Genomic DNA, 19,923 nt, shown 5'->3' on the forward strand with positions numbered 1-19,923 from the left:
ACCCGACCGCCCAACAGGAGCTTACGATGAAGGTCAAGATTTTTTCCGGCGTGATCCCGGCGCTGATGACGCCGTGCAGGGACGATCGCACCCCCGACTTCGACGCGCTGGTCCGCAAGGGCCGCGAACTGATCGAGAAGGGGATGGCGGCCGTCGTCTACTGCGGCTCGATGGGTGACTGGCCGCTTCTGACCGACGCGCAGCGCATGGAAGGCGTGGAGCGCCTGGTCAAGGCCGGTATCCCGGTCATCGTCGGTACCGGTGCGGTCAACACCGCGTCTGCCGTCGCCCATGCGGCGCACGCCCAGAAGGTCGGCGCACAGGGCCTGATGGTCATCCCGCGGGTGCTGTCGCGCGGCTCGGTCATCGCCGCCCAGAAGAACCACTTCAAGGCGATCCTCTCGGCTGCCCCCGACCTGCCGGCCGTAATCTACAACAGCCCCTACTACGGCTTTGCCACACGCGCCGATCTGTTCTTTGCCCTGCGGGCCGAGCATCCGAACCTCGTCGGCTTCAAGGAGTTCGGCGGCGCTGCGGACATGCGCTACGCGGCGGAAAACATCACCAGCGCCGACGATGATGTCTCACTGATGATTGGCGTCGACACGGCCGTCTGCCACGGCTTCATCAACTGCGGCGCGACCGGCGCCATCACCGGCATTGGCTGCGTCCTGCCGAAGGAAGTGTTGCATCTGTGCAACCTGGCTCAGGCGGCAGCCGCCGGCGACGCGGACGCGCGCCAGCGCGCGCTGGAGCTGGAGCAGGCGCTGGCCGTCCTTTCCTCCTTCGATGAAGGGCCGGATCTCGTCCTCTTCTTCAAGCACATGATGGTGCTGAAGGGCGATCGGGAATATACGTTGCACTTCAACGAAACCGATGCCCTTTCGGGCAGCCAGCGCGGCTATGTCGAGGCCCAGCTCAAGCTGTTCGACGCCTGGTACGCCGAGTGGGCCAAGCTTCCTGGCTCGGTCCAGAAGTACAAGGCCTGAAGGCACGGCCTGTGGCCGTTCGGGAAGCCGAAAACGGCGTTTGCCGGGATTATCGGTCGGGCCAGGTCGAGGAGACCCGGCCCGTTCCATGCAGAGGTTCGCGTCGACGCGCGCTCCGCCAATCAGAGAAAGGACCGCTAGATGGTTTCCAACCCCAAAGGGCAACACCTCATCGCAGGCGCATGGCTTGACGGAGCGGGAACATTCGCCTCCGCCCCGGCACACGGTCCCTCGCATCTGTTTGCCGTCGGCACGGCGGACCTCGTCGACCGCGCATGTGCGGCCGCCGAGGAGGCCTTCTGGAGCTACGGCCATGCCAGCCGGGCCGAGCGTGCGGCCCTTCTGCGCGCCATTGCCGACGAGATCGAGGCGCGTGCCGAAGAGATTACCGAAATCGGCACGCAGGAGACGGGCCTGCCGCCGGCGCGCCTACAGGGCGAACGCGGCCGCACGACCGGCCAGTTGCGCCTGTTCGCCGATCATATCGAGGCGGGCGAATACCTCGATCGTCGCTTTGACGCGGCGCAGCCGGATCGCCAGCCCGCACCGCGTCCGGAGATCCGTCTCGCCCAGCGCCCCGTCGGCCCGGTCGCCGTCTTCGGTGCCTCGAATTTCCCGCTCGCCTTTTCAACCGCCGGCGGCGACACGGCCGCAGCCCTTGCCGCCGGCTGCCCGGTCGTCGTCAAGGGCCATTCAGCCCATCCCGGCACCGGTGAGATCATCGCCCAGGCGGTCGAGGCGGCGATCGGCAGTTGCGGCGTTCACCCCGGTGTGTTTTCGCTGATACAGGGTGGCAACCGCCAGGTCGGCGAGGCGCTGGTGCAGCATCCGCTGATCAAGGCGGTCGGGTTCACCGGCTCGCTCAAAGGTGGCCGTGCGCTGTTCGACCTCTGCGCCGCCCGGCCGGAGCCGATCCCCTTCTTCGGCGAGCTCGGCTCGGTCAATCCGATGTTTCTGCTGCCCGGAGCGCTCAAGGCGCGCGCCGAGGCGCTCGCGCACGGCTGGGCGGCGTCGCTTACGATGGGGGCGGGGCAATTCTGCACCAACCCCGGCATCGCGGTCGTTGTCGATGGCACAGATGCCGACCGTTTCGCCGAGGCAGCCACGGCGGCCTTGGACAAGGTGGCGCCGCAGACCATGCTGACGGACGGAATCGCCAAGGCGTTCCGCGACGGGCAGGGGCAATTTGCCGAACGAAACTCGGTCAGGCCGCTGCTGGTGACCGAATCCACCGGCCGAGCCGCCTCGCCGAACCTGTTCGAGACCACAGGCGAGCAGTTCCTCGCCGACCACCTCTTGCGCGAGGAGGTGTTCGGGCCGCTCGGTCTTGTGGTCCGGGTGGCTTCGCTCGAAGAAATGGAGCAACTGGCCCGTGCTTTCGAGGGCCAGCTGACGGCGACAATCCACCTGGAGGCGGCGGACATGGACGTCGCCCGGCGCCTGCGTCCGGTTCTCGAGCGCAAGGCCGGAAGATTGCTCGTGAACGGCTTTCCGACGGGGGTCGAGGTGGTCGACGCCATGGTGCATGGGGGGCCATACCCGGCTTCCACCAATTTCGGCGCCACCAGCGTCGGCACGATGTCGATACGACGGTTCCTGCGTCCGGTGGCGTACCAGAACATGCCTGAAGAGCTTCTGCCCGAGGACATTCTCGGTTGATGCGGCAGCCGCAGCGCGGCAGTCCGCCGGGAGGAGTGTCGGAAATTCAAACGACATACTTTTTGTATACTGCTTGTATTTTTGATTTGATTTGCGTTAGCGAAAGCGAAATAGTGCGGTCGTCTCGAAAGACAGACCAACCCTGGGAGAGTGAAAAATGAAAACATCGGTCATTGCCCTTGGCCTTCTGGCCGCTACCGTCCTCGGCGGTCAGGCTCATGCCGACAAGCTCGACGACATCATCGCCTCCGGCACGCTGCGTTGCGCGGTGGTGCTCGACTTCCCGCCAATGGGCTCGCGCGACGAGAGCAACAATCCGATCGGTTTCGACGTCGACTATTGCAATGATCTGGCCAAGGCCCTCGGCGTCACCGCCGAGATCATCGAAACTCCGTTCCCCGAGCGCATTCCGGCACTCATGTCCGGCCGCGTCGATGTCGGCGTTGCCTCGACCTCCGATACGCTGGAGCGCGCCAAGACGGTCGGGATGTCGATTCCCTACTTCGCCTTCGAAATGGCGGTGACGGCGAACAACAAGGCTGGCATCAAGAGCTTCGATGAGATGAAGGGCAAGGTCGTCGGCGCCACCGCCGGCACGTTCGAGGCCATCGCGCTCGAGGAACAGGTCAAGGCCTGGGGAGAGGGCGAATTCCGTCCCTACCAGACCCAGGCGGACGTGTTCCTCGCATTGAGCCAGGGGCAGATCGATGCCACCGTTTCCACGTCCACCGTCGCGCAGGCCAACGTAAAGTCGGGCAAGTTCGGGGACATCTCGGTCGTCGGCAAGGCTCCGTTCGATGTCGACTACGTCGCGCTGTTCACCAACCGCGAGGAGTACGGCCTGATCAACTACCTGAACCTGTTCGTCAACCAGCAGGTTCGGACCGGCCGCTATGCCGAGCTTTATGAAAAGTGGGTCGGCGGTGAAGTGCCGGACCTGACCGTGAACAACGTCTACCGTTGATCTGACCACTTCTCCGGTGGCGCGGGGCAATGCCTCGCGCCGTCGCTCTTTTCTGAGAGGCGACACGGCAATGTTCAACTACACCTTCCATTGGAACCAGGCGTTGCGGGCCTTGCCCCAGATGGTCGACGGCGCGCTGGTCACGTTGCAGATCGCGATCCTGTCGATGGCGATCGGGCTTGCGATCGCCATCGCGCTGACGCTGTTCCGTCTTTCGGGTAACCGCATTCTTGGCGGCTTCGCCACGGCCTGGGTCGAGGTCGCGCGCAACACACCGGCATTGTTTCAGATCTACATGGCCCATTTCGGGCTCGGCAATTTCGGGATACACCTGAGCCCCTACGCGGCGCTGCTGGCCGGGATTGCCTTCAACAACGCCGGCTACCTGGCCGAGAACTTCCGCGGCGCGCTCAAGGCGATCCCGGACACCCAGACGCGCGCCGGCCGTTCGCTCGGCATGACCTCGCTGCAGGCCTTCCGGCTGATTGTGATGCCGCAGATGCTGCGCGTCGCCTTCCTGCCCGCCACCAACCAGATGGTCTGGGCGATCCTGATGACGTCCCTCGGCGTTACCGTCGGCATGAACACCGACCTTGCCGGCGTTACCCAGGAGCTCAATGCCCGTTCCTTCCGGACCTTTGAATTCTTTGCCCTGGCCGCGGTGATCTACTACGTCATCGCCAAGGCCGTGACGCTGGCCGCCCGCGCGTTTGCGTGGCGCATGTTCCGCTACTAGGAGAGGTGAGAGATGTTTGATACCGCCCTCACCTGGGGTGACCTCGCATTCCTTGCGCAAGGCGCGGGGATGACGCTCATGGTCACCGCCGTATCCGTCGCCGCGGGGACCCTGCTGGGCATTATCTTCGGCATGGTCCGCATCGAGCTCGGTCCCTACTGGTCGGCCCCGCTGACCTTCTTCCTCGACGTGTTCCGCTCGGTTCCGCTGTTGATTCAGCTCGTGCTTGGCAATGCACTCCAGTCGATCATGAAGCTGGGCTGGGCGCCGTTCACGACCTCCTGCGTGGTCTTGTCGCTCTATACGGCGGCCTATTGTTCGGAAATCGTGCGCGGCGGCATCACCTCCGTACCGTCGACCACCCGGCGCGCGGCCCGCTCCCTCGGCATGACCTGGTGGCAGGACATGCGCTATATCGTGGCGCCGCTGGCAACCCGCGTCTCGCTGCCGTCCTGGATCGGCCTGACCCTTGGCGTGATGAAGGACTCCGCTCTCGTGCTCTGGCTCGGCCTGATCGAGCTCTTGCGCGCCTCGCAGATCCTGGTCACCCGCCTGCAGGAGCCGCTGCTCATCCTGATGATTTGCGGCGCCATCTACTTCATCATCAGCTTCCCCATCGCCCGGCTTGGCGGGTATCTCGAAAAACGGTGGTCCCCCAATGATTGAGATCGAAAACGTCCGCAAATCCTTCGGTCAGCTGGAGGTGCTCAAGGGAATCAATCTCACCGTCAACAAGGGCGAGGTCGTGACCGTCATCGGCGGTTCGGGATCGGGCAAGTCGACCCTGCTGACCTGCATCAACGGTCTGGAGCCGATCGATTCCGGCCGGATCCTGATCGACGGTACCGACGTCCATGCCAAGGGAACCGATCTGAACAGGCTGCGCCGCAAGGTCGGCATCGTGTTCCAGCAGTGGAACGCCTTCCCGCATCTGACCGTGCTCGAAAACGTCATGCTGGCGCCGCGTAAGGTGCTGGGCCTGTCGAAGGGCGAGGCAGAGGAAATCGCGGTGAAGCAATTGACCCATGTGGGACTGGCCGAAAAGCTCGCGGTCTACCCGTCGCGGATGTCGGGTGGTCAGCAGCAGCGCATGGCGATTGCCCGCGCGCTGGCCATGTCGCCGGAGTATATGCTGTTCGACGAGGTCACCTCGGCACTCGACCCGATGCTGGTCGGCGAGGTTCTCGATACGCTGCGGATGCTGGCCTCCGAAGGCATGACGATGATCTGCGTGACGCACGAGATGAAGTTCGCACGCGAGGTCTCCGACCGCGTGGCGTTCTTCCACCAGGGGATCATGGCCGAAATCGCTCCGCCGGAACAGCTCTTCGACGCGCCCCAGCACGAAGAGACCAAGAAGTTCCTGGCTGCGACGCATTGAGGGTGAGATGAAGGTGCAGGTTCAGGCCGATGTCATCGTCATCGGCGCCGGTGTCGTCGGGCTCTCCGCCGCGATCGCGGCGCAGGCGCGCGGCAAGTCGGTCATCATCCTGGACCGTGAAGGTCCCGCCGCCGGCGCATCGGCGGGCAATGCCGGCGCTTTTGCCTTCACCGACATCCTGCCGCTGGCTTCGCCGGGCATCCTGCGGAAGGCGCCGAAATGGCTGCTCGACCCGCTTGGACCGCTGACGATACCGCCGGGCTATGCGGTTCAGATCGCGCCCTGGATGTTCCGCTTCTGGCGGGCCTGCCAACCCGGGCGCGTGGCTCATTCGACAAGGGCGCAGACGGCCCTGATGGACCTGTCGAAGGCGGAACTGCACCCCTTCCTTCAACAGGCCGGCACCCTTTCGATGCTGCGCAAGGAGGGTAACCTCCAGGTCTATGAGGGCGAGGCCGAATTCAAGGCCTCGCTTCCCGGCTGGAAGGCGCGGGCGGAACACGGCATCGAGTTCCGCCACCTGACCGCTGAAGAGATGGCGGCGATCCAGCCCGGCCTTGCGCCGCGCTTCACCCATGGCACCTTCACCCCCGGCTGGTACTCGATTGCCGACCCGAAGTCCTACACGCTTGCCCTCGCAGATCACCTCCGCGCCAGGGGCGGAAAGGTCGAGCGCGCGGAGGCAGTCGCCCTGTGCCCGGACGAGGGCGGAGTTGCGATCCGCTGTGCCGACGGCAACGTTCATCGCGCGGAGAAGGTGGTGCTTGCGGCCGGCGCATTCTCGCACCGACTCGCCAGGACCCTCGGCGAGAACATCCCGCTCGAAACCGAACGCGGCTACAACACCACGCTTCCGCTGGAAGCCTTCGACCTGCGCACGCAAATCACCTTCGGTGGCCACGGCTTCGTTGTCACGCGGCTCTCCACCGGAATCCGGGTCGGGGGCGCCGTTGAACTCGGCGGGCTGACGCTGCTGCCAAATTTTCGCCGGTCCGAGGCCATGCTGAAGAAAGCGCAGGCCTTCCTGCCGGGTCTCAAGTCGCAAGGTGGGGTGCAGTGGATGGGGTTCCGACCTTCGCTGCCGGACAGCCTGCCGGCCATCGGCCGCGCGCGCGCAACGCCGCGGGTCGTCCACGCCTTCGGCCACGGCCATCTCGGCCTGACCCAGTCGGCGGGCACCGCGCGGCTGGTCGCCGACCTTTTGACCGACCGCGCGCCGGCCATAGACATCGCATCCTTCTCGCCCCAACGGTTCTGACAGAGGTTCCGGCATGACCACGCACACGTTCTCCTGCATCGACGGCCACACCTGCGGAAATCCCGTCCGCCTCGTCTCGGGCGGCGGGCCGCGCCTCGACGGCGCCACCATGCTGGAAAAGCGCGCCCACTTCCTGCGGGAGTACGACTGGATCCGCACCGGGCTGATGTTCGAGCCGCGCGGGCACGACATGATGTCCGGCTCGATCCTCTATCCGCCGACGCGGCCCGACTGCGACGTCGCGGTACTCTTCATCGAGACCTCGGGCTGCCTGCCGATGTGCGGGCACGGCACGATCGGCACGATCACCATGGGCATCGAGAACGGCCTGATCCGCCCGCGCGAGCCCGGCAAGCTGTCGATCGACGCGCCGGCCGGCAAGGTCGACATCACCTACCGCCAGGAGGGCCGCTTCGTCGAGGAGGTGCGCCTGACCAATGTTCCCGGCTTCCTCTACGCGGAGGGCCTGACCGCCGAAGTCGACGGGCTGGGCGAGGTCGTGGTCGACGTCGCCTATGGCGGCAACTTCTATGCGATCGTCGAACCGCAGAAGAATTTCCGCGACATCGCCGACCATACGGCGGGCGAACTGGTCGGGTGGAGCCCGAAGCTGCGCAAGGCGCTCAACGAGAAGTACGAGTTCGTCCACCCCGAGCACCCCGAGATCAACGGACTCAGCCACATCCTGTGGACCGGCAAACCAACGGTGGAGGGGGCGCACGCCCGCAACGCGGTGTTTTACGGCGAGAAGGCGATCGACCGCTCCCCCTGCGGAACCGGCACCTCGGCGCGCATGGCGCAGCTGTTTGCCAGGGGCAAGCTGAAGGTCGGCGACGAGTTCTGGCACGAATCGATCATCGGATCGATCTTCAAGGGCCGGGTCGAGGCGGCAACCAAGGTCGCCGATCGCGATGCGATCGTCCCGTCGATCGCCGGCTGGGCCCGCATGACCGGCTATAACACCGTCTTCATCGACGAGCGGGACCCCTTCGCACACGGGTTCATCGTGAAATGAACAATCGCACGCGCAGCATCCTCGGCGGCTCGGCCTCGGGCCCCATCATCGCCACCTCGGAGGCACTGAGCTTCTGGGGCGGCGTCGATCCGGCCACGGGCTGTGTGATCGACGTGCACCATCCACTGCATGGCGCCTGCCTGACCGGCGGCATCCTGATGATGCCGTCGACGCGTGGCTCTTGCACCGGGTCCGGCGTGCTCCTGGACATGGCGCTGAACGGCCGTGCCCCGGCGGCGCTGGTCTTTTCCGAGGCCGAGGACGTCGTGACGCTCGGCGCGCTGATCGCGTCGGAAATGTTCGGCAAGGCGTTGCCGGTGCTGCGTCTTGCACCGGACGATTTTGCCGCGCTGTCGCGCGCCGAGCGTGCCGTCATCGGTGACACGGCGATCGAAGCCGACGGGTTGACGATCCCGGTCGCCCCTTCGGCGACCGCCGCGCTCGACCTCAGCGAAGCGGACCGCGTCATGCTTGACGGCGGGCAGGGGATCGCGGTCCGGCAGGCCATGCGCATCATCTGCGCCATGGCCGCGCAACAGGGCGCGACCAGCCTCGTCGACGTCACGCAGGGCCATATCGACGGCTGTATCTATGCGAGCCCGGCCAACCTGACCTTCGCCGAGACGATGGCCGACATGGGCGCCAAAGTGCGCGTCCCGACGACGATGAACGCGATTTCCGTCGACCGCGCCAACTGGGAGCGGCAAGGCGTTCCTGCCGCGTTCGGCGACCCGGCCGCGCGCCTTGCCGACGCCTATGTCCGCATGGGCTGCCGCCCGACCTTCACCTGCTCGCCCTACCTGCTCGACACGGCGCCAAAGGCTGGCGAGACCATCGCCTGGGCGGAGTCCAACGCGGTCATCTTCGCCAATACCGTGCTCGGTGCGCGCACGGCCAAGCATCCGGACTTCCTCGACCTGTGCATTGCGCTGACCGGGCGCGCGCCCCTGTCCGGCGTCTACCTCGACGCGCACCGCAAGGCGTGCCGCGTCATCGACGTCGAGCTGCCCGCGGGCGTGGACGATGCCTTCTGGCCGCTGCTCGGCTATCTCGCCGGCCGCTCCGCTCCCGACCGCATCCCGCTTCTGCGCGGCCTCGCACAGGCAGGGCCCTCGCGCGACGATCTCAAGGCGCTTTGCGCCGCCTTCGGCACCACCTCCGCCGCGCCGATGCTGCATATCGAAGGTGTCACTCCGGAGGCGCAGGATGCGGCCGCCCGGGATGCCGACCGGTCAAGTATCTCGCGCGCCGACATGGCCGCGGCCTGGGCCGGGTTGAACGATGGACCGGAAGAGGTCGAGCTCGTCGCAATCGGCAGCCCGCATGCCTCGCTTCAGGAATGTCGGGCACTCGCCGAGGCCCTCGGCGGACGCAGGCGTCACCCGGACGTTGCCGTGATCGTCACCGCCGGGCAAAAGGTCATCGCCGCGGCGCGCGCCGACGGCACGCTCGCCCGCCTCGAAGCCTCGGGTGTGCAGGTCCTGCCGGACCTTTGTTGGTGCTCGATTTCCGAGCCGGTGTTCCCGACGCGGACCCGGGCGGTAATCACCAATTCCGGCAAGTACGCCCATTACGGCCCCGGCCTGTCAGGCCGCACCGTTCGTCTTGGCGGCCTTGCCGACTGCGTCGCCGCCGCGTTAACCGGCCGCGCACCGGCGCGGCTGCCGGCCTGGCTTGCTTGAGGAGCATTGCGATGCGCAGCACAAAGACCATTCATGTGATTTCCGCCCATGCCGAGGGTGAGGTCGGTGATGTCATCGTCGGCGGGGTCGCCCCGCCTCCGGGCGACACAGTCTGGGAACAGAGCCGATGGATCGCCAAGGACGAGACGCTGCGCAACTTCGTGCTCAACGAGCCGCGCGGTGGCGTCTTCCGCCACGTCAACCTGCTTGTGCCGCCGAAGCACCCGGATGCCGATGCCGCCTTTATCATCATGGAGCCGGAAGACACCCCGCCCATGTCCGGTTCGAACTCGATCTGCGTTTCCACGGTTCTGCTTGACAGCGGCATCCTGCCGATGCGGGAGCCGGTGACGGAGATCACCCTCGAGGCCCCGGGCGGCCTCGTCCGCGTGCGGGCGGAGTGCCGGAACGGCAAGGCCGAACGGATCTTCGTGCAGAACCTGCCGAGTTTTGCGGAGCGGCTGGATGCCAGGCTCGAGGTCGAGGGGCTGGGTACGCTCACCGTCGACACCGCCTATGGCGGCGACAGCTTCGTCATCGTCGATGCCGCCAGCATGGGCTTCGCGCTCACGCCGGACGAGGCGCACGACATTGCCCGACTCGGCGTCAGGATCACCAATGCGGCCAATGCCGCACTCGGTTTCCACCATCCGGAGAACCCTGACTGGAAGCACTTCTCCTTCTGCCTTTTCGCCGGTCCGGTGGAGCGCACCGCGGACGGGCTGCGGGCTGGCGCCGCCGTTGCGATCCAGCCCGGCAAGGTCGATCGCTCTCCGACGGGAACCGCGTTGTCCGCGCGCATGGCGGTGTTGCACGCCCGTGGCCAGATGGGGAGCGACGATCGCCTGACGGCGGTGTCGCTGATCGGCTCGACCTTCACAGGCCGCATTGTCGGCACGAGCGCGGTTGGCGGCCGGCCGGCGATCCTGCCGGAAATTTCGGGCCGTGCCTGGATCACAGGCATCCACCAGCACATGCTCGACCCGTCCGATCCCTGGCCCGAGGGTTACCGGATGACCGATACCTGGGGCGCCCGCTGAGCCTGCGGATCGGGCTTGCGCTAGAGCACCGGTCGCAATGGTGCCCCCGCGGCTCGGGCGGTCGGCGAGCGTCAGCCGTCGAAGCTGGCCCGGTGCCGGCCCTGTCGGGGCCGGGACGCCGCTGGATCATGCCGCCGATCCCTGCGGCCTTGCCCGCTCGAACATGCCGAAGAGATCGCGCGGATCGTCGGGGTCGGCGATCATGTCGAGCTGGGTGTAGTAGGGGGTGCCCTGGATCGCCCGGAGCACGTAGCGCAGTGCCGCAAAATCCTCGATCGCAAAGCCGACGCTGTCGAACAGGGTGATCTGCCGCGCGTCGGCCCGGCCCCGGTGCCGGCCGGTGATCACCTGCCACAGCTCGGTCACCGGGTGGTCCGCGTCGAGCTGCTGGATCTCGCCCTCGATGCGGGTCTGCGGCGGATACTCGACGAAGATGTCCGAGCGCAGCAGGATGTCGCGGTGCAGTTCGGTCTTGCCCGGGCAGTCGCCGCCGATGGCGTTGATGTGCACGCCGGAGCCGACCATGTTGTCGGTCAGGATCGTGGCATACTGCTTGTCCGCCGTGCAGGTGGTGATGATCTCCGCCCCTTCGATCGCCTCCTGGCCGGAGGCGCAGGACACCACCTCGAGCCCGCGTCCGGCAAGGTTGCCGGCGCAGCGCGCGGTCGCCGACGCGTCGATGTCGTAGAGGCGCACGGTTTCGATGCCGCAGACCGCCTTGAAGGCGAGGCACTGGAACTCCGACTGGGCGCCATTGCCGATCATCGCCATCGTCCTGGCGCCCTTCGGGGCGAGGTGCCTGGCGGCCATGGCCGAGGCCGCCGCCGTGCGCAGCGCCGTCAGCAGGGTCATCTCGCTCAGAAGCTTCGGATAGCCCGTGTCGACGTCGGCAAGCAGGCCGAAGGCGGTGACGGTCTGCAGCCCTTCGCGCGTGTTCTTCGGATGGCCGTTGACATATTTGAAGCCGTAGGTCTCCCCGTCCGATGTCGGCATCAGCTCGATGACGCCGACCTCGGAGTGCGAGGCCACGCGCGGTGTCTTGTCGAAGAGTTCCCAGCGCCTGAAATCGGCTTCGATCTCGTCGGCAAGGTCCACCAGGACCTTCTCGACGCCAAGATGGTGAACGAGGTCCATCATATTGGCGACGGACACGAAGGGCACGTAGGCGCGCGCGGACGGAAGGGGGGGCATTCAGACACCTCGGCTGGACAGTTTCCCTACAATTAGATCAGGGCGCGCGGCGACGACAAGGTCAAAGACGATGGTGATGGCCGGGTCAAGCGCTCATATCGATCCGCATTCCGCAGAAGAAGACCGCCTCGGAGCGCGGCAAAGGCCAAGAAGCGCCGCCGACGGCGGCAACGGTAACGGCGTTGCAGGCGCATGGGCCAACGCGGTTCCCTGTCGCTAGGTCGGCGGCGAGAACGAGAAGAGCACATCCCCGGCGTCGGCGGCCAGTTTGTCGGAATCCGACTGGAATGCCAGCCGGCCGTTGGGCCTCTTTCTCAGGATCACAAAACCGTCCGCCGGGAAGCTGCCGGCGAAGTCCGCAAGGCCATACTCCTTGCTGATCTTGGTCTTTCGTATGGACCAGCCCTTGTGCCGCAGCTCGAGCAGCTCCTGCAGCGGATAGTCCGCCGGGGTCAGCGGCCGTCCGCCAATCGTCGACGGCAGGGAGTTCTTGCCTGCCCCGGTCTCGTCGCGCCCGATCTGAAAGACATTGGAGCGCCCGATCTCCGGGCCGAAATCGGTGCAGACCAGGCTGTTGTAGGCGGGGTTGCCGGTCGCGGCGATCAGGTAGGGATACCTGCCGAAGTCGACGTTGTGCTCGGCGGCCTCGCTGAGGATCTCGCCGAAATAGGTGGCAAATCCGGCCGCGCGCGCGGCCCTCAGTTCACTCCAGTTGCGGTCTGCGATGAGGATCGGAATGCCTTCTTCCCGGAGGCGCTCGGAAAGGGCGATCGCCCAGGGCGAGCTGCCGACGATCAGAATTCCGTCCGGCTCGGTCCTTGTCAGGTTCAGGTAGGCCGCCAGCGGCCTGAGCGAGAACCCGTGGAGGACGACCGTCGCCAGCACCACCAGGAAGGCCAGCGGCACCATCTTGCTCCCGTCGGCAATCCCGATGTCGACCAGCGCGGCGCCGAACAGGCCCGACACGGCGACGGCAACGACACCACGCGGCGCGATCCATGCACAAAGGAGTCGCTCCCCGATCGACATTGGCGTGCCGATCGTCAGCAGCATCACCACGACGGGGCGAATGACGAAGAGAAGGACGGCGCCGAACACCAGGTCGCGAAGGCCGATGCTCTGCAGGTCAGCGACGCTGATCGTGGACGTCAGAAGCACGAACACGCCCGATACGAGCAGAACCGTCATGGTTTCCTTGAAACGGCGGATCTCGTTGAACGAGGCGATGTTGCTGTTTGCAATGACGACGCCAAGTACCGTAACCGTCAGCAGCCCGGATTCTTCCAGAACGGCATTGGAAAGCTCGAAGGCCGTCAGGACCGACACGAGGAGGACGGCCGCCTTCAGGAATTCGGGCACCAGGCCCTTGGTGAACAGACCGATCAGGACGCGTCCGAGACCAATGCCGACCGCAAAGGCCAGCACGATCGCCAGCGCCACCCGCAGGATCGTCTGGCCCGGGCTTCCGTGATGGCCGTGCGTGATGAGCACGGTTTCGAAGGCCATGACGGCAAACAGCGCACCCAGCGGATCGGCCAGGATCGCCTCCCAGCGCAGCAGCGACGAAACCCGCGACGGCAGCCGGGCCTGGCGCAGCAGCGGCATGATGACCGTCGGGCCGGTGACCACCAGAATGCCGGAGAAGATCGCCGCCGTCGCCACTTGCAGGCCGGCGACATAGTGCGCCGCCAGGTACGTGACGCCCCAGGTGACGGGCGCGCCGAGCAGAACGAGGCGTCTCACGGCGACGGAGGTGCCTTTCAGTTCCGCGAAATTGAGCGTCAGGCCGCCTTCGAACAGGATGATGGCGACGGAAAGCCCGATAAGCGGCCGGAGCAGGTCGCCGAACAGCGCCTCGGGGTCGAGAATCCCGGTCAGGGGGCCGGCCACGAGCCCGGCAAAGAGCAAAAGCACGATCGCGGGTATCTGCGTGCGCCAGGCGATCCATTGCGCACCGATGCCCAGCACGCCTACCGTCGACAACTGAAAGGCATCGACTCCATCCCGCCTCCACGACGTTTCAGTGTTGTCCTGCCTGACGCCGCGTCCGCGCGAACGGCCGCCTGCCTTGATCTTGGCGATAGCTTCGGACCGACCTTTCATCCGGAATATGCGCCATAAAGTCCAGCGATGATTGCCCGGCGGGCGAGAAGACCGGCGGCGAAGCGTCTGGCCAGGCGGCTACCGGTAGACCTACGGCCGTTTCGCCTTGCCCGTGCAGGCACTATAAGAGCCTCATTCGGCTGGTCCTATCGCCGCAACGAACAAGAGGCTGCACAGAATGGCGCATGAAGTAATTGAAATTCCTGTAATTTCCGAAGCAATCCGGCGGCTGGGCGCGCCGACCTCCGCACTGACGCGAGTGGGAGAACTGCTCTACACCTGCGGGATGCCGCCGATCGACCTGAAGACCGGCGAGATCGTGAAGGGCGACATCGGGGTCCAGACGCGGGCGTCGCTGGAGGCCTTGGACTTTGCTCTGCGTCACGCCGGCTCAGGGCTCGGTAACGTCTTCAAATCGCTCGTCTTCATTACCGACAACGCGTTCGCTGAAGACATGAACGCCGTATACCGGGAGTACTTTCCCGCCAATTTCCCGGCGCGCAGTTGCGTCGCGATCAAGCCCTGGGCCCACTTCGACATCGAGATCGAGTGCATCGCCACGCTCGGCTAGCACCGCCAACGGCAGTCAGGATCGTCATTTGTGACATAGGCGGATACAATGCTTGCCATTGGAGCCGGCTATTTGCCTGCTGGCGTTCCTGATTGCCTAATGTGCCCAGAACAAGCGCAACAAACGAGGGTGCTATGAAACTGGGCATTTCGCAATTCTCCCGCCAGCTGGCCGCCACGGTGGTGGCCGGCATCATCGGTCTTTCCGCTCATTCCGGCGCCATGGCCGAGACGACGATCCGCCTCGGCCATGTGCTCGCCGACACCCACAGCTGGCACAAGGCATCGAGCGAGTTCGCAAGGGAGGTCGCCGAGAAGACGGAAGGCCGTGTCAAGATCGAGGTATTCCCCTCCGGCCAGCTTGGCACGGAAAAGGAAGTGATCGAGGGCATGCAGATCGGCACCATCCAGGGTGGCCTCATCGGCAGCGGCTCCTTCCAGTTCGTCGAGCCGAAGTTTGGCATCATCGAAATGCCCTACGCCTGGACCAGCCGCGAGCAGGCCTTTGCCGCGCTCGACGGTGAACTCGGCACGACGCTCGCCGACCTGTTGCGGCCGAAGGGCATCGAGGTGCTCGCCTGGTGGGAGAACGGCTTCCGCAACATCACCAACAACAAGCTTCCGATCACGACGCCGGCCGATCTTGCCGGAATCAAGATCCGCGTGACGCCGGACAAGGTTCGCCTTGCCACGTTCGAGCTGCTCGGCGCTCAGCCGGCGCCGCTCTCCTTCGGCGAACTCTATTCGGCTCTCCAGCAGGGTGTGTTCGATGCGCAGGAGAACCCGCTGTCGATCATCGACTCCGCCTCGTTCTACGAGGTGCAGAAATACGTCTCGATGACCGGGCATATCTGGGGCGCAGCCTGCCTGACTGTGTCGAGCATGACCTGGGCGCAGGTCTCTCCCGAGGACCAGGCCGTCGTAAGAGACGCGGCCGTCAAGTGGGGCGAGGCCCAGCGGCAGATGGTTGCCGAGAACGAGGCAGCACTGATCGAAGGCTTGAAGTCGAAGGGCATGCAATTCAACGAGGTCGACAAGGCCGCGTTCGTCGAGGCACTGATGCCGATCTGGGAAAGCGAAAAGGACGTCTTCGGTCCCGAACTGCTCGCCATCATGGACGGCTACCGCAAGTAATCCGATAGGTCCTGCCCGCGTTCCGCGGGCAGGACCTGTCGCGCAAGCGGCCCCGTGCCCATCCTGTCTGGGAGGTTTCCATGCAAGACGCTCCGCTGCCGCCCTCGCGGATTGCCGCGGCAATTGACCGCGCGGCCGGCGCTGTCGGCGGCGTAGCCATTGCCGCCTTTGCCGCCATCATCGTCTACGTCGTCATCTGCCGCTACGCCTTTGCCTTCACGCCTCGCTGGTCGGAGGAGGTTCCGCGCCTTCTGCTGGTGTGGGTGACGTTCATCGGCGCGATCTCTGCCTTCGTCCGCGGGACGCACCTGTGTGCCGGCCTGACGGACCTGTTCGTCGCCCCCGGAGCCTTCCGAAAGCTGCTCGATCTTGTCGCACGGCTCGCCGCCTTCCTGTTCCTGGCCGTCGTCTTCTGGGCCGGTTGGCAGATCACGGCGCTGACGTGGTCGCACCAGACGACGGTGATGAGCTGGCCCGCCGGCCTCGTCTATCTCGCCCTGCCGGTGACCGCCGGCCTCGCCTTCGTCGCCCTCCTGGCCATGGAATTGCGCAAATGAGCCTGGCGCTTCTCGTCCTCTTCGCCGTCTTCGTGCTGCTGCTCCTGATCGATGCGCCGATCGTCATAGCCCTTGCACTGTCCTCGGTCGCCTATCTTCTGGTCGGCGACGCGTTGCCGGTGATGGTGGTTGCGCAGCGTATGGTCGCAGGCATCGACAGCTTCACGTTGCTCGCGATTCCGCTCTTCCTGTTGGCCGGCCTGCTCATGGTCCATGGCGGTCTCGCGCCGCGGATCGTCAATCTCTGCGCGGCCATCGTCGGGCAGCGCACCGGCGGCCTCGCCATCGTGATGATCGCGGCGTGCATGATGTTCGGGTCGCTCTCCGGCTCGGGCGTTGCCGACGTGGTTGCGATCGGCTCGATGCTGCTGCCGGCGATGAAGGAGCGCGGCTACGACCCCGGCTTCTCCGCTGCCGGCCTCGGTTGTGCCGGATCGCTCGGCACGGTCATTCCGCCCTCCATCGTGCTGATCGTCTACGGAACGGCGACCGGAACGTCGATCGGCCAGCTGTTCGTCCATTCCATCGGTCCCGGCATCCTGCTCGGCCTCGGTCTGATGCTCGTGGCATGGTGGATCTCGCGCAAGCACGGCTGGAAAGGCGGCGAGCCCTTCAGCTGGCGCCGGCTGGGGGGCGCTCTTCGCGAATCCGTACTCGCTCTTCTGGCGCCGATCATCATCGTCGGCGGCATCCGGTTCGGCGTCTTTACGCCGACGGAGGCGGCGGGCATCGGCGTTGCCTATGCGCTGCTGGTCGGGACGCTCGTCTATCGACGCCTTCCGCTCGCCAAGGTCTTCGCGCTGCTGCGCGATACCACGGAAATGACCGGATCGATCCTGATCGTTATCGCGGCGGCTTCGGTGTTCGGCTGGATCCTGACGGTCGAGCAGGTGCCGCAACTCGTCGTCAATGCCATCACCGGTGCGACGGAAAACGCCACGGTCGCGCTCGCGATGATGATGCTGGCCGTTCTCGTGCTCGGCACCTTCATGGAGTCGATCGCCATCATTCTCATTCTGGCGCCGGTGTTTCTGCCGGTCCTCAGGGCCTTCGAGATCGATCCGGTTTATTTTGGCGTGCTGCTGACCATCAACCTTGCGATCGGCGCGAACACGCCGCCGCTCGGTATCGACCTGTTGGCAGCCTGCCGAACCGGCGGCATACCGATGTCGGCCTCCTTCCGCTACCTGCTGCCGTTCATCGGCGTCATGACTCTCGTCATGCTGTTGCTCGTGCTCTTCCCGGGCCTGATGACCGTGATGTCGCTCGGTCTGTGAGCGCTTTCTCCAATCCCGCAATCTGAGGTGAACCATGTCGTTCGCACCGAACACCCATGTCGATCTCGATCGCTTCTGGTCGACGATCGAAAGCTCAGCCGAAATCGGTCAGGGACGGCCGGGCGGCCTTGCCCGGCTTACGTTGACCGACGAGGATCGCCAGATGCGCGACCTCTTCGTCAACTGGTGCCGCGACGCGGGGCTGAGCGTCGAAATCGACGAACTCGGAAACATCTTTGCACGCCGCGAGGGAAGCGATCCGTCGCTGCCGCCGGTGCTGATCGGAAGCCATCTCGACACCCAGATCAACGGCGGCCGCTTTGACGGCATTGCCGGCGTGCTCGCCGGACTGGAGGTGGTGCGCACGCTGAACGATGCCGGCCATATCACGCGCAGGCCGATCGTCATCGTCGACTGGACGAACGAGGAGGGCGCGCGGTTTTCTCCGCCCATGGTCGCTTCCGGCTGTTTCGTCGGGGCCTATGATGCGGATTGGGTCCGCGGTCTGATTGCCGACGACGGCGCCCGCTTCGGCGACGAACTCGAGCGCATTGGCTACAACGGCAACAAGCCCTGCCGGGCCGGCGAGATCGACGCCTACTACGAACTGCATATTGAGCAGGGGCCGATCCTCGACCTGGAAGGTCGCGATGTCGGCGTCGTAACGGGGGGCTATCCGAGCTACGGCATGCGCGTCCGGTTCGAGGGAAGGACGGCCCATACCGGACCGACGCCGATGGACCTGCGGCGCAACGCGTTGGTCGCCGGCGCGCGATGGCTGACGGCGGTGGACGACATCGGCTGGGATTTTGCCGTCGGTGACGGCAAGGCGACCGGTGCGCGGCTGGCCGCATGGCCGAACAAGCCGGGCATCCTCTCCGACACGGCCCAGGCGATCTGCGACGTGCGCCATCCCGACCCTGCGACGGCACGGGTGATGGGGGAGAAAATGCGCCGCGCCGTCTTCGAAAGCGCCGCGCGCGCCGGCTGCAACGCGGTGATCGAGGACGAATGGTTCTGGGGCGGCGACATCTTCGATCGCGACATGGTCGACGGCGTTCGGGCCGAGGCCGACCGCATGGGCTACGACTGGCGCGACATCCGCTCCCAGGCCGGACATGACGCCTACTTCCTTGCCCGGCACTGCCCGACAGCGATGATCTTTACGCCCTGCAAGGGCGGCATCACCCACAACAACGAAGAGAACTGCGACCGGGACGACCTCGCGCCGGGTGTCAACGTGCTTTTGCACGCAGTCGTCGCCCGCGCCGATCGCTGACCCTTCTCGCCGCCGAGGGCGCCGGCCGGCGCCCTCAATGCAGGTCGGGATAGAGCGTCCGCAACTCCTGAACGAGGGCGAGGAAGTGCCGCTCGGCGCGGCAATAGTCGCCTTCCGGGTGCGTGACGAGAAAGACGTCGGCGCCGAGCGGGTATCCCTTGATCTCCAGGGGCCAGAGCAGGCCGTTGGCGACCTCGTCATGCACCGCGGTCAGGGGCAGGATGCCGATGCCGAGACCCGCCACGATCATCCGCCGCACCTCCTCGAGATTGGCGCTTTGTCCGCTGATCCGCTCGCCGAGCCCCAGGCTCTGGCTGAGCACGGCCATGGGCTCGAGGCCCATGCCTTCGCTGGCGCAGGTGAAGGAGACGAACGACTCCTGCCGCAACTCCCGCTTCTCCACCTCCTTGCGGCCGAAAAACGGATGCTCGGCACCGCAATAGACGCTGAATTCCTCGCGAAACATCAGTTCGCAGCTCAGGCTGAAGACCGGACGCGACAGCAGGCAGAAGCCGATTCCGCCCTTCTCCGTCTGGATGCGTTTGATCGTGTCCTGGCTGTTCTGCACTTCGACCACCCACGTCACCGACGGATAGCGCTGGTGATAGAGCCGGAGCGCCTCGTTGATGAGCGGCGATTCGAGGTTGGAGATGATCTGGATCCGGATCTCGCCGAATTCGCCGATCGCCTTTTCCTGCGTGCGCTGGGCGATGCGCTCGACGGCCTGGAAAATCTCGCTGCACTCCTCGTACACCTTCTGGCCCGGCGCCGTGAGCTCGAACCTGCGGCTGCCGCGCAGCACGAGCTGGCAGCCGAGTTGCTCTTCCAGCCGTTGCAGCGCCTGGCTGACGGACGGCTGGCTCATGTTCAGGCGGGCAGCGGCCCGCGTCAGGCCGCGTTCCTCGGCGACCATGAAGAATGACCGCAGGAGATTGAGGTTGAGATCTTTCAGCATCGCGGCACTGTAGCGATCACGGAGAACGCCCGCAATCGCGCGGCCGTCCATGTCGATCACCACGCGGTCTGGCCGGCCCTCGGCCGCCAGTCGCTGGGCCGGCTCGAGACAACCTGCCATCCGCGGAGCGAAC

18 protein-coding genes are annotated in these 19,923 nt (G+C 65.6%); 15 read left to right on the top strand and 3 right to left on the bottom strand.

What is annotated here, in order from left to right; translation table 11 throughout:
* Positions 1-26: 26 nt before the first annotated feature.
* From ACXAGF_RS03440 to ACXAGF_RS03485, 10 genes are all read left to right on the top strand, one after another.
* A complete protein-coding gene (locus ACXAGF_RS03440; RefSeq protein WP_475014499.1) occupies positions 27-989 on the top strand; it encodes a dihydrodipicolinate synthase family protein in 963 nt (320 codons plus the stop codon).
* Between the two features lie 141 nt (positions 990-1,130).
* Positions 1,131-2,648, top strand: coding sequence for an aldehyde dehydrogenase (NADP(+)) (locus ACXAGF_RS03445; protein ID WP_475014500.1), 1,518 nt, complete (start codon positions 1,131-1,133; stop codon positions 2,646-2,648).
* A 157-nt stretch (positions 2,649-2,805) separates the two neighbouring features.
* Positions 2,806-3,612: an ABC transporter substrate-binding protein gene (locus tag ACXAGF_RS03450; RefSeq protein ID WP_475014501.1), complete on the top strand. Its 807-nt coding sequence runs from the start codon at positions 2,806-2,808 to the stop codon at positions 3,610-3,612.
* 70 nt (positions 3,613-3,682) lie between these two features.
* Positions 3,683-4,348 carry an amino acid ABC transporter permease gene (locus tag ACXAGF_RS03455; protein WP_475014502.1) on the top strand — a complete coding sequence of 222 codons (666 nt, stop codon included), beginning with the start codon at positions 3,683-3,685 and terminating at the stop codon, positions 4,346-4,348.
* Positions 4,349-4,360: 12 nt separating this feature from the next.
* Positions 4,361-5,014 carry an amino acid ABC transporter permease gene (locus ACXAGF_RS03460; RefSeq protein ID WP_475014503.1) on the top strand — a complete coding sequence of 218 codons (654 nt, stop codon included), beginning with the start codon at positions 4,361-4,363 and terminating at the stop codon, positions 5,012-5,014.
* Positions 5,007-5,729, top strand: a complete 723-nt coding sequence (locus tag ACXAGF_RS03465) for an amino acid ABC transporter ATP-binding protein (RefSeq protein ID WP_475014504.1) — start codon at positions 5,007-5,009, stop codon at positions 5,727-5,729. The genes ACXAGF_RS03460 and ACXAGF_RS03465 overlap by 8 nt, the downstream gene beginning before the upstream one ends.
* A gap of 7 nt (positions 5,730-5,736) precedes the next feature.
* Positions 5,737-6,987, top strand: a complete 1,251-nt coding sequence (locus tag ACXAGF_RS03470) for an NAD(P)/FAD-dependent oxidoreductase (protein WP_475014505.1) — start codon at positions 5,737-5,739, stop codon at positions 6,985-6,987.
* 13 nt (positions 6,988-7,000) lie between these two features.
* Positions 7,001-8,002, top strand: coding sequence for a 4-hydroxyproline epimerase (locus tag ACXAGF_RS03475; protein ID WP_475014506.1), 1,002 nt, complete (start codon positions 7,001-7,003; stop codon positions 8,000-8,002).
* Positions 7,999-9,684 carry a cis-3-hydroxy-L-proline dehydratase gene (lhpI, locus tag ACXAGF_RS03480; RefSeq protein ID WP_475014507.1) on the top strand — a complete coding sequence of 562 codons (1,686 nt, stop codon included), beginning with the start codon at positions 7,999-8,001 and terminating at the stop codon, positions 9,682-9,684. Before ACXAGF_RS03475 ends, lhpI begins: the two co-directional genes overlap by 4 nt.
* A gap of 11 nt (positions 9,685-9,695) precedes the next feature.
* Entirely contained in the window at positions 9,696-10,724 is a 1,029-nt protein-coding gene (locus ACXAGF_RS03485; RefSeq protein WP_475014509.1) for a trans-3-hydroxy-L-proline dehydratase, read from the top strand.
* Positions 10,725-10,850: 126 nt separating this feature from the next.
* Here the strand turns inward: ACXAGF_RS03485 and ACXAGF_RS03490 are convergent, their stop codons facing one another.
* Both ACXAGF_RS03490 and ACXAGF_RS03495 read right to left on the bottom strand, forming a co-directional pair.
* Entirely contained in the window at positions 10,851-11,915 is a 1,065-nt protein-coding gene (locus ACXAGF_RS03490) for an ornithine cyclodeaminase (protein WP_475014510.1), read from the bottom strand.
* A gap of 216 nt (positions 11,916-12,131) precedes the next feature.
* Positions 12,132-13,898, bottom strand: a complete 1,767-nt coding sequence (locus tag ACXAGF_RS03495) for a cation:proton antiporter (RefSeq protein ID WP_475014511.1) — start codon at positions 13,896-13,898, stop codon at positions 12,132-12,134.
* Between the two features lie 298 nt (positions 13,899-14,196).
* Between ACXAGF_RS03495 and ACXAGF_RS03500 the strand changes: the two genes are divergently transcribed.
* The 5 genes from ACXAGF_RS03500 to ACXAGF_RS03520 all read left to right on the top strand — a co-directional run bounded on the left by ACXAGF_RS03500 (position 14,197) and on the right by ACXAGF_RS03520 (position 18,835).
* Entirely contained in the window at positions 14,197-14,589 is a 393-nt protein-coding gene (locus ACXAGF_RS03500) for a RidA family protein (protein ID WP_475014513.1), read from the top strand.
* 134 nt (positions 14,590-14,723) lie between these two features.
* Positions 14,724-15,722 (top strand): TRAP transporter substrate-binding protein, encoded by a 999-nt coding sequence (locus tag ACXAGF_RS03505; RefSeq protein ID WP_475014514.1) that lies wholly within the window; start codon positions 14,724-14,726, stop codon positions 15,720-15,722.
* 80 nt (positions 15,723-15,802) lie between these two features.
* Positions 15,803-16,279: a TRAP transporter small permease gene (locus ACXAGF_RS03510; protein ID WP_475014515.1), complete on the top strand. Its 477-nt coding sequence runs from the start codon at positions 15,803-15,805 to the stop codon at positions 16,277-16,279.
* Positions 16,276-17,556 (top strand): TRAP transporter large permease, encoded by a 1,281-nt coding sequence (locus ACXAGF_RS03515; protein ID WP_475014516.1) that lies wholly within the window; start codon positions 16,276-16,278, stop codon positions 17,554-17,556. The genes ACXAGF_RS03510 and ACXAGF_RS03515 overlap by 4 nt, the downstream gene beginning before the upstream one ends.
* A gap of 34 nt (positions 17,557-17,590) precedes the next feature.
* Positions 17,591-18,835 carry a Zn-dependent hydrolase gene (locus ACXAGF_RS03520; protein WP_475014517.1) on the top strand — a complete coding sequence of 415 codons (1,245 nt, stop codon included), beginning with the start codon at positions 17,591-17,593 and terminating at the stop codon, positions 18,833-18,835.
* 34 nt (positions 18,836-18,869) lie between these two features.
* On the opposite strand, the gene ACXAGF_RS03525 is transcribed toward ACXAGF_RS03520, so the two are convergent.
* The gene (locus tag ACXAGF_RS03525; protein ID WP_475014519.1) at positions 18,870-19,910 is read right to left on the bottom strand and encodes a LysR family transcriptional regulator; all 1,041 of its coding nucleotides are present in this window, start codon (positions 19,908-19,910) and stop codon (positions 18,870-18,872) included.
* Positions 19,911-19,923: the final 13 nt, after the last annotated feature.

The sequence above is a fragment of the Mycoplana sp. ABR4_002 genome (assembly GCF_056159645.1).

Coding starts and splice junctions, on each gene's coding strand:
- ACXAGF_RS03440 (WP_475014499.1), top strand. CDS start 27: ATGAAGGTCAAGATTTTTTCCGGCGTGATCCCGGCGCTGATGACGCCG.
- ACXAGF_RS03445 (WP_475014500.1), top strand. CDS start 1,131: ATGGTTTCCAACCCCAAAGGGCAACACCTCATCGCAGGCGCATGGCTT.
- ACXAGF_RS03450 (WP_475014501.1), top strand. CDS start 2,806: ATGAAAACATCGGTCATTGCCCTTGGCCTTCTGGCCGCTACCGTCCTC.
- ACXAGF_RS03455 (WP_475014502.1), top strand. CDS start 3,683: ATGTTCAACTACACCTTCCATTGGAACCAGGCGTTGCGGGCCTTGCCC.
- ACXAGF_RS03460 (WP_475014503.1), top strand. CDS start 4,361: ATGTTTGATACCGCCCTCACCTGGGGTGACCTCGCATTCCTTGCGCAA.
- ACXAGF_RS03465 (WP_475014504.1), top strand. CDS start 5,007: ATGATTGAGATCGAAAACGTCCGCAAATCCTTCGGTCAGCTGGAGGTG.
- ACXAGF_RS03470 (WP_475014505.1), top strand. CDS start 5,737: ATGAAGGTGCAGGTTCAGGCCGATGTCATCGTCATCGGCGCCGGTGTC.
- ACXAGF_RS03475 (WP_475014506.1), top strand. CDS start 7,001: ATGACCACGCACACGTTCTCCTGCATCGACGGCCACACCTGCGGAAAT.
- lhpI (WP_475014507.1), top strand. CDS start 7,999: ATGAACAATCGCACGCGCAGCATCCTCGGCGGCTCGGCCTCGGGCCCC.
- ACXAGF_RS03485 (WP_475014509.1), top strand. CDS start 9,696: ATGCGCAGCACAAAGACCATTCATGTGATTTCCGCCCATGCCGAGGGT.
- ACXAGF_RS03490 (WP_475014510.1), bottom strand. CDS start 11,915: ATGCCCCCCCTTCCGTCCGCGCGCGCCTACGTGCCCTTCGTGTCCGTC.
- ACXAGF_RS03500 (WP_475014513.1), top strand. CDS start 14,197: ATGGCGCATGAAGTAATTGAAATTCCTGTAATTTCCGAAGCAATCCGG.
- ACXAGF_RS03505 (WP_475014514.1), top strand. CDS start 14,724: ATGAAACTGGGCATTTCGCAATTCTCCCGCCAGCTGGCCGCCACGGTG.
- ACXAGF_RS03510 (WP_475014515.1), top strand. CDS start 15,803: ATGCAAGACGCTCCGCTGCCGCCCTCGCGGATTGCCGCGGCAATTGAC.
- ACXAGF_RS03515 (WP_475014516.1), top strand. CDS start 16,276: ATGAGCCTGGCGCTTCTCGTCCTCTTCGCCGTCTTCGTGCTGCTGCTC.
- ACXAGF_RS03520 (WP_475014517.1), top strand. CDS start 17,591: ATGTCGTTCGCACCGAACACCCATGTCGATCTCGATCGCTTCTGGTCG.
- ACXAGF_RS03525 (WP_475014519.1), bottom strand. CDS start 19,910: ATGGCAGGTTGTCTCGAGCCGGCCCAGCGACTGGCGGCCGAGGGCCGG.